This window comes from Vibrio sp. D401a, assembly GCF_030248515.1.
Classification (GTDB): Bacteria; Pseudomonadota; Gammaproteobacteria; order Enterobacterales; family Vibrionaceae; genus Vibrio; species Vibrio rotiferianus.
The window spans coordinates 174,515-189,097 of the sequence record NZ_JAHGAI010000019.1 but is presented as its reverse complement, the minus strand read 5'-3'; the positions used below and the strand labels follow the sequence as shown (position 1 = coordinate 189,097).

The 14,583-nt window shown below is 43.4% G+C and carries 11 protein-coding genes; 5 read left to right on the top strand and 6 right to left on the bottom strand.

Features of this window, described 5'->3' with window-relative positions; translation table 11 throughout:
* The first annotated feature begins 60 nt into the window (after positions 1-60).
* Positions 61-1,644 (top strand): BCCT family transporter, encoded by a 1,584-nt coding sequence (locus KIV41_RS09755; RefSeq protein WP_285336196.1) that lies wholly within the window; start codon positions 61-63, stop codon positions 1,642-1,644.
* Between the two features lie 105 nt (positions 1,645-1,749).
* Here the strand turns inward: KIV41_RS09755 and KIV41_RS09750 are convergent, their stop codons facing one another.
* Positions 1,750-3,351 carry a long-chain fatty acid--CoA ligase gene (locus KIV41_RS09750; protein ID WP_285336195.1) on the bottom strand — a complete coding sequence of 534 codons (1,602 nt, stop codon included), beginning with the start codon at positions 3,349-3,351 and terminating at the stop codon, positions 1,750-1,752.
* Between the two features lie 303 nt (positions 3,352-3,654).
* Here KIV41_RS09750 and KIV41_RS09745 point away from each other — a divergent pair, with 303 nt between their 5' ends.
* A complete protein-coding gene (locus KIV41_RS09745) occupies positions 3,655-4,314 on the top strand; it encodes an HAD family phosphatase (RefSeq protein ID WP_285336194.1) in 660 nt (219 codons plus the stop codon).
* Between the two features lie 158 nt (positions 4,315-4,472).
* Here the strand turns inward: KIV41_RS09745 and KIV41_RS09740 are convergent, their stop codons facing one another.
* The 5 genes from KIV41_RS09740 to KIV41_RS09720 form a co-directional block, all read right to left on the bottom strand.
* A complete protein-coding gene (locus KIV41_RS09740; protein ID WP_285336193.1) occupies positions 4,473-5,327 on the bottom strand; it encodes a DNAase in 855 nt (284 codons plus the stop codon).
* On the bottom strand, positions 5,327-5,944 hold the full coding sequence (locus KIV41_RS09735) for a hypothetical protein (protein ID WP_285336192.1): 618 nt from the start codon (positions 5,942-5,944) through the stop codon (positions 5,327-5,329). The genes KIV41_RS09740 and KIV41_RS09735 overlap by 1 nt, the downstream gene beginning before the upstream one ends.
* Positions 5,916-6,551: a hypothetical protein gene (locus KIV41_RS09730; protein ID WP_285336191.1), complete on the bottom strand. Its 636-nt coding sequence runs from the start codon at positions 6,549-6,551 to the stop codon at positions 5,916-5,918. Before KIV41_RS09730 ends, KIV41_RS09735 begins: the two co-directional genes overlap by 29 nt.
* Positions 6,552-6,727: 176 nt before the next feature.
* The gene (locus tag KIV41_RS09725; protein WP_285336190.1) at positions 6,728-8,602 is read right to left on the bottom strand and encodes a DUF4105 domain-containing protein; all 1,875 of its coding nucleotides are present in this window, start codon (positions 8,600-8,602) and stop codon (positions 6,728-6,730) included.
* Positions 8,603-8,676: 74 nt separating this feature from the next.
* Positions 8,677-9,159 (bottom strand): DUF3015 family protein, encoded by a 483-nt coding sequence (locus tag KIV41_RS09720; RefSeq protein WP_038884464.1) that lies wholly within the window; start codon positions 9,157-9,159, stop codon positions 8,677-8,679.
* Between the two features lie 311 nt (positions 9,160-9,470).
* On the opposite strand from KIV41_RS09720, the gene KIV41_RS09715 reads away from it, so the two are divergent.
* From KIV41_RS09715 to KIV41_RS09705, 3 genes are read left to right on the top strand one after another with little or no spacing between them, the layout of a single operon-like run.
* Entirely contained in the window at positions 9,471-10,127 is a 657-nt protein-coding gene (locus tag KIV41_RS09715; protein WP_027726685.1) for a TetR/AcrR family transcriptional regulator, read from the top strand.
* Positions 10,114-11,442: an efflux RND transporter periplasmic adaptor subunit gene (locus KIV41_RS09710; protein ID WP_045483781.1), complete on the top strand. Its 1,329-nt coding sequence runs from the start codon at positions 10,114-10,116 to the stop codon at positions 11,440-11,442. The genes KIV41_RS09715 and KIV41_RS09710 overlap by 14 nt, the downstream gene beginning before the upstream one ends.
* Positions 11,439-14,540 (top strand): efflux RND transporter permease subunit, encoded by a 3,102-nt coding sequence (locus tag KIV41_RS09705; protein ID WP_285336189.1) that lies wholly within the window; start codon positions 11,439-11,441, stop codon positions 14,538-14,540. Before KIV41_RS09710 ends, KIV41_RS09705 begins: the two co-directional genes overlap by 4 nt.
* Positions 14,541-14,583: the final 43 nt, after the last annotated feature.

Here is a 14,583-nt window from a genome sequence, read left to right as displayed (position 1 = left end):
TTTCGAGCTATTGGTGTGAGGGAAATGCACGGCTTCCGAGCCCTAAAAAGCGAAGTAATTATGTCAAATATGACGAACGCCGCCTCTCATGCTCCTATTCAGGAGGCAGACTATTCTGCGATCCATCCTCCTTCCCTTCTAAAGCGCCTTGAACTCACTAACCCAGTATTCTGGCTAAGTGGTAGCTTCCTCACCGTGTTTGTATTACTTGCTCTGACGAATACAGACTCTCTGACCGCAATGGTTAACGCAGGCTTCGGGTTTGCGACTCAATACTTCGGTGCCTTCTGGCAAGTATTACTCCTTCTGAATTTCCTTATTGGTTTGGCTATTGCGCTTGGTCGTACGGGTTATGTGCGCTTGGGTGGTTTAGCGAGACCGGATATCGATACCTTTAAATGGTTGTCGATCGTACTTTGTACCCTACTCGCGGGTGGCGGTGTTTTCTGGGCTGCAGCTGAGCCTATCGCTCACTTTGTTTCTGCGCCACCGCTATATGGTGAAGCTTCACCAAAAGCTTCTGCAATCAATGCACTTTCTCAGTCTTTCATGCACTGGGGCTTCCTTGCTTGGGCTATCTTAGGTTGTCTTTCTTCTGTGGTTTTGATGCACCTTCACTACGATAAGGGCTTACCACTTAAACCACGTACTCTGCTATACCCTGTATTTGGCGACAAGGCCATTAACGGTTGGATTGGTGACGTGGCTGACGCCTGCAGCATTATCGCCGTAGCCGCTGGTACTATTGGTCCAATTGGTTTCTTAGGCCTGCAGATCAGTTACGCGTTGAACTCGCTATTCGGCTTGCCAGATACCTTCATCACTCAAAGCATGGTGATTGTGGCTGCAATTCTAATGTACACCTTGTCAGCACTGAGCGGTGTGAGCAAAGGCATTCAGCTTGTGAGCCGCTACAACATCATTTTGTCTGTGGCTCTAATTGGTTACATCCTGTTCTTCGGCCCAACCAGCTTTATTGTCGATGGTTACGTGCAAGGCATTGGCCGCATGGTGGATAACTTCTTCCCGATGGCACTTTACCGTGGCGACACAGAATGGCTAAGTTGGTGGACTGTATTCTTCTGGGGTTGGTTTATTGGTTATGGCCCGATGATGGCAATCTTCATCGCGCGTATCTCACGCGGCCGTACCATTCGTCAGTTGATCCTTTCTATCAGCATCGCTGCACCTCTGATTACCTGCTTCTGGTTCAGCATTGTTGGCGGCAGTGGTTTGGCATTCGAGCTAGAAAACCCAGGTTTGATTTCATCCGCATTTGAAGGCTTTAACCTACCAGCGGTTCTGCTTGCGATTACCTCTGAACTGCCATTCCCAATGGTGATTTCGGTATTGTTCTTGATCCTGACCACGACGTTTATCGTGACAACCGGTGACTCAATGACTTACACCATCAGTGTGGTAATGACAGGATCAGCAGAGCCAAACGCTGTGATTCGCTCGTTCTGGGGCTTAATGATGGGTGTGGTGGCTATCGCGCTTATCTCAATGGGCTCTGGCGGCATCTCTGCTTTGCAATCTTTCATCGTGATTACGGCCGTGCCCGTGTCTTTCATTTTGCTACCAAGCATTTGGAAAGCGCCAAGCATCGCCAGCCGCATGGCAAAAGAGCAAGGTTTGGTTTAACTACGTAACCCAAGTCTTTCTCTTAATTAGATAAGAAAACGGCCCCGACACATAACCTGTGTCGGGGCCGAATACTATGGGTTGGACTCAAACAGCGTCACTACTTTACAGATGAAGTTTACGCAGCTCTTTCTTATCCACTTTACCTACACTGGTCTTGGCAATCTCGTCCACCAGCTTCACTTTGAGTAGTAGCGCTTCTCTGGCAAGGATGCCTTTCGTGATAAAGTCTTTCGCAAAGCCTAATAGCTCTTTCTCTGTCACTTCAGCATCTTCTTTCAACGTCACCAACGCTAGTGGCACCTCGCCCCACTTATCATGAGGCATACCTATCACTGCAACTTCGGAAACCGCTTGGTGTTGATGCAGAATGTCTTCTAGTTCTAGAGAGCTTACCCACTCACCAGAAATCTTAATCATGTCTTTTACACGGTCAGTGATCTTGATAAAACCTTCATCGTCGATATGCGCGACATCACCCGTATGCAGATAGCCCCCACGCCAAAGCGCTTTAGAGTTCTTGTTGTCCTTGTAATAGTTCGGCGTTAGCCAAGGTGCACGTACGACAATTTCCCCTGCAGTTTCACCGTCGTGAGGAAGTTTGTTCATTTCATCATCGACAATATGAGCTTCTACCATCGCGACTTTCTTACCGGTTTTCGAGCGATATTCCGCTTGCTGATCGAGGTCGAGTTCAAGCTGCTCTGGAGTCAATTGAACAATAGACAAAATGGGTCCTGTTTCGCTCATGCCATAACCTGCAAACACGTCGATATCGCGTTCAAGGGCTGATTTACACAATGCTTTTGGCAGTGCAGCACCACCAATCACAACTTTCCAACCCGAGAAATCAATAGACTTGGATTTTGGCGAGCTCAACAGCAGATGCAGGATGGTTGGCACACAGTGCGAGAATGTCACCTTCTCCTGCTCAATCAAGTTAAGCAGAACATCTGGAACATATTTGCCCGGGTAAACCTGTTTAACACCAAGCATGGTTGCCATGTACGGAAGTCCCCAGGCGTGGACGTGGAACATTGGCGTAATCGGCATATAAATATCGCCTTGATGCAATCGACCTTGCGACGCATTGGTGCCGATTGTGCTCAGTATGCCAAGTGTATGCAGAACTAGCTGGCGATGAGTAAAGAACACGCCTTTCGGGAAGCCTGTCGTTCCCGTTGTATAGAAGGTCGTGGCTACGGTGTTTTCATCAAAATCTGGGAAGTTGTATTCGGTACTTTCTTGCTCAAGCAGACGCTCGTATTCACATTCATCGTTATCGCGCAAAACCACGTAACGCGTGACTGTATCAATTCGACCTTTGATCTGATCCAGAATTGGCAGAAACTCTTCGTTGATCAGGATAATGTCATCTTCCGCATGGTCGATGGTGTAAAGAATCTGCTCTGGAGACAAGCGCACGTTGATCATGTGCAGCTTTGCACCAATCATCGGGATGGCAAAGTAGCATTCAAGATAACGGTGTGAGTCATAATCCATGACCGCTACCGTATCACCTTTCTTCACACCCATTTTGGTCAGCGCGTTAGCAAACTGTTTCACACGGTCATGAAACGTTTTATAGCTGTGACGACGGTGGTTCGCGTAGACGATTTCTTGCTCGGGGTTGAAAGCAACTGGGGAAAACAGCAAGTTTTTAATTAACAACTGATAATTGGATGGATCATTTACATACTGGTTCATATCGGGGTTTCTTTTTGTATTTTTCTTAACGTTCGCTTTGCGAGTGACTCTATTATCGTTCAAAAGCGTTACTGTATTCAGTACACAAGAATGAGATTAGATTCGAAAGTTCTATTGTAGCTCTCTAACCCCAACTCAGAAATGCTTCACCCCTAATCATTGAAACTAAGTTTTGTGATAGTCCGAGAAAATGCAACGAAACCGTCACAGTTTGTCGTTAGCATACCTCACACACTCATAAACCTCGCTCTATACTGAGCGATACGTTCCGTCGACCTCGATTCAAACTGTGAGAAGCCAACTATGTCCAAGCCTTTGTATGTTTTTGATCTGGATGAAACCTTAATCAACGCTGACTGCGCAATGATTTGGAATGAATTTATGGTTGAGAAAGGCATCGCAACTGAGCCTAACTTTATTGAGGAAGATCTGCGCCTAATGGGCTTGTACGCAGAAGGCAAAATGGACATGGAAGATTACCTAACGTTCTCCATCAAGCCGCTAGAAAACATGCCTATTGAACAGGTAAACGCCTTGGTAGAAGAGTGCGTTGAAAACCATATTCTGGCTAAACAGTACCCTCAAGCCAAAACGCTCATTGAGCAACTGTCTGGCGATGGTATTGATATGGTCATCATCTCTGCAAGTGTCACTTTTTTAGTGGCGGCTGTTGGACGACATCTGGGTATTCCGACGGCTCTCGGAATTGATTTGGTGGAAACAGAGAACCGTTATACCGCAGAAGTCGACGGCATCCCAAGTTACCGCGAAGGCAAAGTTACCCGATTAAAACAGTGGCTAAAAACTCAGCCTACCAACTATTCTGAAATCCACTTCTATACGGACTCAATCAACGACTTACCGCTGTGCGAGTATGCGGATTACGCTTACCTGGTTAATCCATGCCTTCGCCTGAAAGAACACTCAGATAGAACGAATTGGCGAGTGTTGAGCTGGGGTTAATATGTCAAAAGACTGTTGCTCGTGCTAAATAATATCATAGTATTTATTTAACACTTGATTTGTGAAATTTCACTACAACTAAATACAAAATTAGCATTGAGGCTAAATATAATTAACCCAAGCAGTATATGTTTAAAGTTATCAGTAGTGAATATAAATTAACTTTTAATTATCTCACTATTTTCAAATACAATTTTCAACTTATCTTCAGAACAAGATTCAATAAAATCAGAGATTTCAAGCTTCTCTAGAAAGTCTTTTTCAAAACCATTATCTGATTGATTGATCCAATCTAACAATTTTCTTTTTGAAAGACTACCTTCAGAAATATATATGAATTCTATACTTAAAAAATAACCATCCCTAATTGGAGCATTATAAGACCTCATATATCTCAGCTTTCTTTCAAGATCACCTTCTGAGTATTTAGAGTAAGTATGCTGACCTATATTTACAAGTTCACATTTAATCGGAGGAAATCCTCTTAGTAGTCTTACTAATAAATAATCGTCTCTTTTTTTCTTAAAATCTATATCTTTTGGATTATTTCCCCATCGACTATTGGCATAATCTATAGCTTCACTCATAATCGATGTATGCTTGCCCCTCAATGAAGTTTCACTTGGACTGGGATCATGATAATAGTTTATGTAGTTCTTTTCCAATTCTTCAGATAAAATTTCTATATTTTCTACGTTATTATCAAAGTTTTTAATCTTTAGTCTAATAAAAACGCCTTCATTTGTTAGATTGCTTATTATAAATTTAGAAAAAATGTTACCAAATGAAAAGTAAAAATAAGCAATTTGAACTAATTTCTCGTGCTCTTCTATAGATAAAACCTTAGGAAAATTAGATAAAATAAAAGAGTTATAAAATATCTCATATTCTTTAACATTACTCGGGCATTCAAATAAAACTACCATATCGTCAATGCTAAAGTGTATTGGTAGAGATTTAGAAAAATCAGGTTTACCCCGAAATCCATCCTTGAGCAACTGATAAAAACTCATTAAACGCTCCGAATTTTCATATATTCATTGACACATTTTAACCTTTTTAAGGCATTTTTTTTTCCAGACATTATTAACTGCTTTCGGTAAGATTCAACACCAAAGTAAGGCAACGTATGAGGACTTTCTGTAATCTCCCCATTCATAACTAACCCTAGAAACTTACAACACCTTACCAAACTACTACATGTCAATTTATTCTCTCTTGCAGCAATATTTGGGACGATATCAAATGGATTTGTACGTGTTTTAGCGCTGTTGATTCTTAAGCCTATACGCTCCGCGTTTCGTCCCAACGTCTTGGTATTTGTTCCTCCAGCATGAACAACAAGCTCTTGATTGCTTAGCTTCAAACTAGGATTGTTTTTCCTCACATGAACCAACGCTGAGTTGAATATAATCGCACCTTGACTATGTTCAGTCCACTTTACTGGTTGACCATTTTTAGCACACTGTTTCATCACTGCTGCAAGATGTTGTGCATTATGGGAAGTTTTCCAAGTCTTATCGAATGTACACTCTATAAGATCTAGTTTAGAGCCATCAGTAGGGTTGTGAAAGAGTGTATACTCTCTAGGGTTATCTTCGTTATAGGCGACTTGAGTATGAATCCCCATTAATCATGGCAGCTTTATCATATTGGTTGAGCATTCCATTTACAGTGGCATGTAGAGTATTTATGTTTTGAGTAAACCTCGAACCCGCGCTATCCCACTCAGCCATAAGTGCTTCAGCCTCATTTACGTTTTGAGTTCCGTCATATTTCCCATTTGCACCGAATTTCTTCTGAACGTGGTACATTTGAGTTCTTTGCTTTGAATGCACACTAACGTTTGCCCCATGCAACGTTTCATCGAACGCAATATCATGAATAACAACCTTTCCATCCTTTAGGACGCACGTTATTAGATAGTGGTAGTTTTTGAATGGATAGGTCGTACGAAAAATCCTTAGCAATGGATTTCGCTTGTGTCTAACAACAGATTTAGCGTTTGGATTGGCTGAGACAAAATATATTTCTTTTACTACTTGCTTTTGATCATACTCGTTTAGAGAGGAGAGCATAACAAGTGCCTGTCTCGAGATATTTATCTTTTTTGTATTAAATAACGAAACAGGGAAACTAATTCTTTTACTAAGAAACTTTTCCAGTTCGTTAGCTGATTTATTATTTACTGTTATGTAATCGAAGCCATCTTTTCTTTCTATAAATTCCCAAGTCATTTTGTTATCTCATGAATACGATAATACAGAATGGTAATTGATATAGAGTCGAATTAGAGTTTTCTAAATGGTGATAGTGTTATTTCTTTGGTTTACTATAATAAAGTAGACTAATGATAGACAAATCAGTTTCATTATAACTAAACTGAGGTTGTATTTTTAAATACTCATTTCTATCAAAAGTAGCGAGCATAACTCATGCTAACTTCACTGCTCTTATTATGCTTAACATTTAGTCTCACATCCCAGTCCATTTCATTCCCAAACCTGCTTTCCCAATCTATCAATAATTTCTGTTCTGAATCAGCCCCCAAGCTAGAAGCAGGCATCAATTTCAAATGTGTTTTCCAATATTCACTAGCGGTATACAACGCACCAAACGTTATGTTTAGCTCTGAGTCTTTATAGTTTGATAGGTCGACATTTACTCCTGGCATGGCGTAAAAAGAAATGACGCCCTTGAGTTTCGTAGCCTTTCCTAACGCTCCAAACCAACGAGCACGCTCGCAGTCATTGCAGCTTAAGTCTTTCTGTTCAATCGTGAAACGGGTACTCCATGCAAATTGACTATCTTCAAACAAGTCAACTTGTCGGATATTCAATGTTGAAACATTGAATACATCAAATTTATCTAACCAAATGTCTTGATTCGAAAACCTTACATTTCCGTCAAAAAATGTAGCATTTGAATCATTAAAACGCGAAGTCTCGAGATAAAGATAATCATAATATGCGGCCCTAAAATTGAGTTGACCAAATCCACCCAATTCTGAGTTGTAGCCTGTAGATAAACCTATTTTCATCGGATTTTGTGCGAGATGTGGCGGTGCAGATTTGGACATTTCCCACTCCAGATCTAAAGCTGGCAGTTTAAGCCTTTCTTGCATCAGCTTAATTTTTCGACTTTTGGCAAGATTCGCTTCATCTTCACTACCATCAACTATCGTCAGTTCATAATAATCAAACATCACGTTTAGCACTCGGCTTTTCTCATAAGATGAGAGCTGGGCGTATGAATTGTTAGCAAAGAGCACTTTATCAATCGTCAAACTTTTAGCAGCTTCTTGCTCACGCCCTGTGAGTGCTAAATATTTATCTTTAATGCGAGAGTACTTCGACTCTCTTTTGTCGATCGACTTCACTAAAGGCAAGTTGTTATGTTGCTTATTTGGCAGCGCCTTGAAGATATCTAGAGGCATGTCCCAAGGTTGAACATTTTTGAGTAAAGGTTCTTCTAGAACAATGCTAACGAAACTAGCCATATAAGTCGCGCAGTTCCCGTCTAAGAAGTAATAGCGAAACTCTTTGCCTTGCAACTCCCAAAGGTGAGATTCCAGTAATTTGAGCTCATCTTCCGTTAGGTTTAGTTCATATTCCCAAAGCTCACGCTGCTCTCCTTCAGCATACCCAAACTCATACCGATAATAATCCTCTTGGCTAAAACTCGCACTGTAGCCTCCCAAAAGTCCATAGGTCACATATTTGATTGGATTGTCTCTCTGCCCCGTATTTGCACCAAAGTTAACGCTACTATCGAGTAGAGGTGTCTTTGAGCTGTAATATTGTCCTTTTTTGTTCAACTTCATCAATAAATGACCAAAGAAAGACGCAGGGTTTCCCATATACCCCGTCACGAAAATCAAGCTAATCGAATCTAGTTGATTCTCTTCCTGCCAACCTTCGAGCTTTTCGCAGTGTACTTTAGGCGTAGAGAATTGAGATCCTAATTGCTTTTTCAACCACAGATATCGTGCAGGGAAACGGCATTGAGCAAGCTCCTGATTTGTTCGATTGGCGTCGTTTTCAAATTCTTCTAATGTTGCAAGCAACTCGGCCTTTGGGTTCACGCGACCTTCAAGCGCAAAGAAAAACGCATCCGACTCAATCAAACTTTCGCCCCTTTGAAAGTGCAGGAGCTTTAACCATTGTGGGTGGTTTCCTAGCTGTTCGACAATTGCAGCTTTTTGGCTATCGATAGGTGAAGCGCTAGCGTTGACAGGGAGAAAAGCAACAAAAGATAAGTAGGCAATAGATAACAAAGGTTTGAGCATGGGGTCTAGTAAACTGCAATTATAAAAAGAAAAGGAGCGCTTTCGTGGCGCTCCTTTAAAAAAGAAACTAAACGCTATGCAACGTTACATTGATTTGCAAACTGGCTAACTTCTTTCACTACAACGTTGTAGTAGTTTTGCGCTTTCTCAGTTTGAGTAGATCCTACATAGTTTGCATCTTGAATCATTTTGCCGAAATCCTGACGAATTCCATTAACGATTTCTGGGCGTACTGAGTTATCACACTCAAAGATATCTAGCATCGCCATCATATGTTCACCACTTCCCTGAACTGTATCCTGCTCGATTAGCGGGTAAGTATCATTAATAAATTTTGCTGCAGCCCAAAATGGGCCAGCACAAATTTCAGGTGTAGAAACATGTGAGGTCGTCGCCGTCGTTCCTAAATCCCAAACAATGTTGGTTGTTAGTGCTGGGAATCCTTTCAGAGTTGGGCCAGCTATCCAGTGACCTATACCACAGTCTTTCCAGAGGTTTGAAGCAAGAGAGGGTGTTGCGAATGCGATTAATACCACTGCAAGAAAAATTTTCTTCATATTATCCACTACCGTATGATTATTATAGAAATTTATAAAAAATTTTGAGTAATGAACTCTATTGAACCAATAAGATACAGTCAATTTATTTGTACAACGAATAACATATTCAGTGACATATGCGACAACAAGCCCCAAATACGCTCCGAAAATTGCAATTAATCCCATATGGAAAGTATCAGTCGTAATGTATCCTTTACTTTCTTAGCAAAAATTAATCACTTGATTAAATACTGATTAATTTTTCGCATGTCGTATAAGAAATCAGCGTCTTATAATTAATCAAATGTTTAATATCTTGAGAGACGATTGTGACGGAAGCTCATCGAAGGGCGGGAAGACCCACAGATAAAATCGACGCACGGGAGAAGCTGATTTTCCATGCGCGCGAACTCTTCACCATTATGGCTTACGACAAGGTGTCAACTCGCCTAGTCGCGCAGAAAGCAGGCGTGAACGTGGCGATGATTCGCTACTACTTTGGCAACAAAGAGGGCTTATTTGAGACCATGTTGCGCGAAACGCTGTCACCGATGCAAAAGCAGATGCAGGCATTGATGTCAGACAGTAACGAAAAGAACTTCCTCGACTTAATGCGTACCTACTACCGCGAGATGATCAAAGCACCACAGTTCCCGCGTTTGATTGCTCAAGTCATGCATATGCCTCCTTCAGAGACCCAACGCAAGCTTCTCGAAAAAGTTATCGCTGATATCAGCAAGCCAATGCAAGGCGTGATCTTTGATAAGTTGATCGACAGTGGCGTTTTACGAAAAGACGCCGACCCTCAACTTTGTCGCGTTTCTTACATCAGCTTAATGGTGTTTCCTTTTATGGCACCTCCCTCGTTGCTCGCCCTTCATGGTATCGAGCTCTCTGAAGCCTTCTTGAACCGATTGTTCGAACACAACATACAACTGATGAAACATGGATTTTTAGACTCGGGCGACCAATATGAAAATGAATAAAAAGCTGCTGTTCTTTCCTGCCCTTGCTGTTGGGGTCGTCATTCTATTTTTGGCGATTAGCCTCAAGCCAGATTTGCCCGTCAAGCCTGCGGGTGATCGTGCAAGGTTGGTCGAGACAATTCCTCTTGAGCTGAAAGCAATTGCACCTGTTGCTATTGGCTTTGGTAAAATCGCTCCGAAAGTTGAATGGAAAGCGATAGCCGAAGTGACCGGCAAAGTGGTTTACCGTCATCCGCAACTGGAAAAAGGACAAGTGTTGCAAGCAGGAACGGAAATCTTGCGCATCGACCCACTCGATTACGAGTTGAAACTGGTTCAAGCCCAAGCCGATCTCAAATCTGCCCAAACCTCTCTCGCTAAGCTGAATCAAGAAGAAGCGAATCTTAAAAGCACACTCAAGATAGAAGCCAACCGTCTGGTTATCGCCAACAAAGAGTTAGACCGTAAACAAAACCTGCGTAAGAAAGGTCTAACGTCTCAATCTGACGTAGATCAGCAAGAGCAAAGCGCGCTCTCTCAACGTAAGTTGGTGTTGGATATCGAAAACCAAATTGGTTTGATGCCGGATGAAAAACGTGTCGCGGAAGCCCTAGTTAAGGTCAATGCATCAAAGGTGGACGAAGCGAAACGCTCACTTGATAAAACCATTATCACCCTTCCTTACGACTTGCGTATTGCAGAAGTCGAAATTGAACAAAACCAAGTGGTTAACCTACAACAGACCATGGTGACAGGACATGGCATTGATGTCATGGAGGTTGAAGCTCAACTGTCCATTCATGACATGCAAACTTTGGCGGCGAGCATCGGTGAGTTTGTTCGTGATGAATCTGGTATTCCACAACCTGATATGAATGCGATTCATGCCAACATTGAACTCAGCAGCGGTAACCTCTCTGCAAGCTGGCCTGCGAAAGTTGCACGCATCAGTGAAACGGTTGATCCAAGCCAAGCGACTGCCGGTGTGATTCTGGAAATTGAACAAGACTACCGTGCATTAAACCCAACTTCTGCTCCGCCATTGGTGAACGGCATGTTTGTGCGTGCCTTGATAGAGGGACAAGAAAACCCGAGTTGGGTCATTCCAGAACGTGCACTTCATGGTGATAAGATTTACCTGATGGGCGATGACAATCGTCTGCAAGTCGTGACGGTTGAAGTGTTATATCGCCGAAATAACCAAGTGGTGATCGATGGCGAATTGGAGCAAGGTCAGAAACTGATCATCAACGATTTGCTGCCTGCAATTAACGGTATGCTATTGAAAGAGTCCCCTGAACAGTCCGAAGCGGCTATTGAGGAGTCTGATTCATGATCCGATTCTTCGCCAAGCACCCAACAGCAGCCAACTTGCTGATGCTAACGCTGCTGATATTGGGGATTTCTTCACTTTCCACGATTAAGCGGGAAACCTTTCCTGAGTTTGATCCGCCCTACATCCTAGCTGGTGTGGTTTACCCTGGCGCTTCCCCGCAAGAAGTCGAAGAGAGTATCTGTGTCCGAATGGAAGATACTGTTGATGGTCTTGCTAACATTGAAGAAACGCAATGTGAAGCGATTGAAGGCTCCGCGCGTCTTATCTTAAAACTGAATGAAGAAGCCGACATCGGGCGCATGCTGGTCGACGTTCAAACTCAGATCAACTCGATTAATGACTTCCCACAAGAAATTGAATCTCCCGTTGTACAAGAGCTAGATTGGAATGAGCCAGTTGTGGATGTCGCGATCACCGCAGACACCACATGGCCAGAGTTAAAAGCTTACGCAGAACAACTTAAGCGCACGTTAAAGCTCGATTACGATGTGTCTTTGGTTGAAGTTGCGGGCTTCTCTGACCACCAATACCGAGTAGAGTTAGATACTCAAGCTATCCGACAACTTGGCTTAAGTGTTGGTGATATTGCTGAGCAGATTGGTCGTCAGAACGTCAAGTTGCCAAGTGGTAATGTCGAAACGCCAGATAAGAACTTTCTGATCCGCTTTGACGAACGACGCGTAACGCCAGAAGAGCTTGAGACTATTGTCGTGGGCTCTGGTCCAAATGGATCAATCATCCGTCTAAGAGACATTGCGACGATTACCGACCGATTTGAATTGGACGAACAGAAAGTCCTCTTTGATGGTCACCCTTCTGCGCTACTAAAAGTCAGCAAAAACAAAGAAGACGATGCACTGCGCATTAAAGAACGTGTTGCTCAATTTGTCGAAGAACAACAAGCCATCGCACCAGACGGTGTGATGCTACAAATGACCAATGACCTTTCATCTGTGCTTTGGGATCGCCTGACCATGATGGTCAAAAACGGTTGGCAGGGTATCATTCTGGTCTTCGCCACCATGTGGTTGTTCTTTAGTTTTCGCTATTCCTTTTGGGTCGCAGCAGGTTTACCCGTTGCCTTCTTAGGTGGGTTATTTTTGATGGCGCAACTTGGCCTGTCCATCAACATCATGTCTTTAGTCGGGCTACTCATGGCCATCGGTATCATGATGGATGACGCCATCGTTATTGCCGAATCGATTGCCGCTCACCTCGACCGAGGAGAAGAGATCGATGATGCCGTAATTAAAGGCGTGAAAAAGGTACTGCCGGGGGTTATCTCTTCCTTTTTAACTACGGTGTGTATTTTCGGTAGCTTGTTATTCCTGCAAGGTGAAATGGGTGCGGTACTTAAAGCAGTTCCTCAAGTTCTGATCCTCGTACTGAGTTTGAGTTTGGTGGAAGCCTTCTTGATCCTACCTAACCACCTTTCTCATTCACTGCATAAACAAAAGCAAGAGCGAAAGACACCGAAGTTCAAACAAAAGCTGCTCGCTTCTTTTGAAAACTTCCGAAACACCACCTTGGTCAACGCAGTCGATAAGGTGGTCGAGTATCGCTATGCCTTTATGGGTGGTGTGGTTGCCTTGCTTCTTATCTCCGCAGCCACGTTAGTAGGTGGTTTACTCAAGTTCCAACCCTTCCCTGAGTTGGATGGCGACATTGCAGAAGCGCGCATTATTCTTCCTCCGGGTTCTTCTCTGTCTCAAACGGAAGCTGTCGTCGATAAGATCGTCGCTTCCGCTCAAAAGCTAGATAAAGAATGGACAGAAAAAGTGGAAGACGGCAATCCATTGGTTCTGCACATCACCAGTCAATTCAATGCTAACGCCGACGCGAATGAATCTGGCCCTCACATTGCCACGGTACGTCTGGATTTGCTGGGCGCCGAGAGTCGTAACACACTCATCGATGAATTTATCGACGCATGGCGCGAAGACATTGGTGAACTTGCCGATCCTATCTCACTGGTATTTAAACAACCGACCATGGGGCCGGGTGGACGAGCGATTGAAATTCGAGCGAAACATGATGATCTGGATGCGCTCAAAGCGGCCTCTATCGACATTCAGCAATACTTGAACGAGTTTGACGGTGTTCATGGCGTGTTGGATGACATGCGTATGGGTAAAGAAGAAGTCTTGGTTAAACTGCGTCCGGGGGCAGAAGCTTATGGGATTAACGGGCAACTCATCGCCAATCAATTGCGCGCGGCTTTCTTTGGCCAAACCGCAGACGAAATCCAAGTTGGGGTTGAAAACATTTCCATCGAAGTTCGCCTTGATAAAGCGCAAGCTGGTGACTTACAGCAATTGGCAAACTTCCCAATTATCTTGTCCGATGGCAGTCAAATTCCACTCGCGACCATTGCGACTTTGGATTTCCAACGTAATTACGTAAGAATCCAGCGCATCGATGGCTTGCGCACTGTGAGCGTATTCGGCGATATCGACAATACGAAAGCCAACTCAACCGCCATTATTCGTCAGTTCCAACAGGATGAAGCGCCAAAGTTGATGCAAAAGTATCCTGGTCTTCGCTTTGATTTTGAAGGCGAAGCCAAAGATACCGCTGAAACCGGGGCATCAATGGGTAAAGGCTTCTTGCTTGGTTTGTTTGGCGTGTTTGCGATTCTGAGTTACCAATTCCGCAGTTATTTGGAACCATTCGTGGTCATGCTTGCGATTCCCCTCGCCTTTATTGGCGTGGTATGGGGACACATCCTACTTGGTCACTCATTAAGTATGCCAAGTATGATGGGCTTCGTCTCACTAGCGGGGATTGTGGTGAATGACTCGATTCTGTTAGTTCAGTACATACGCCATCATGTCGATGAAGGGGATAATGTGCACGACTCGGTAGTCAAAGCCAGTCGAGAGCGCTTTAGAGCAGTATTCCTGACATCAATGACCACTGCAGCAGGTTTGCTTCCGTTACTGACTGAAACCAGCCTGCAAGCACAGGTTATCCAACCGCTGGTTATCTCCATCGTGTTTGGTATTTTTGCATCCACTCTGCTGGTGTTGTTTATGATCCCTGCCGCGTATGCCATTTTAGCTGACTTCGGCCTAGTCCATAAACACGAAGAAATCTAATGAGAAAGGCGCTAAAACAGCGCCTTTTTTCATGATGCTGTAC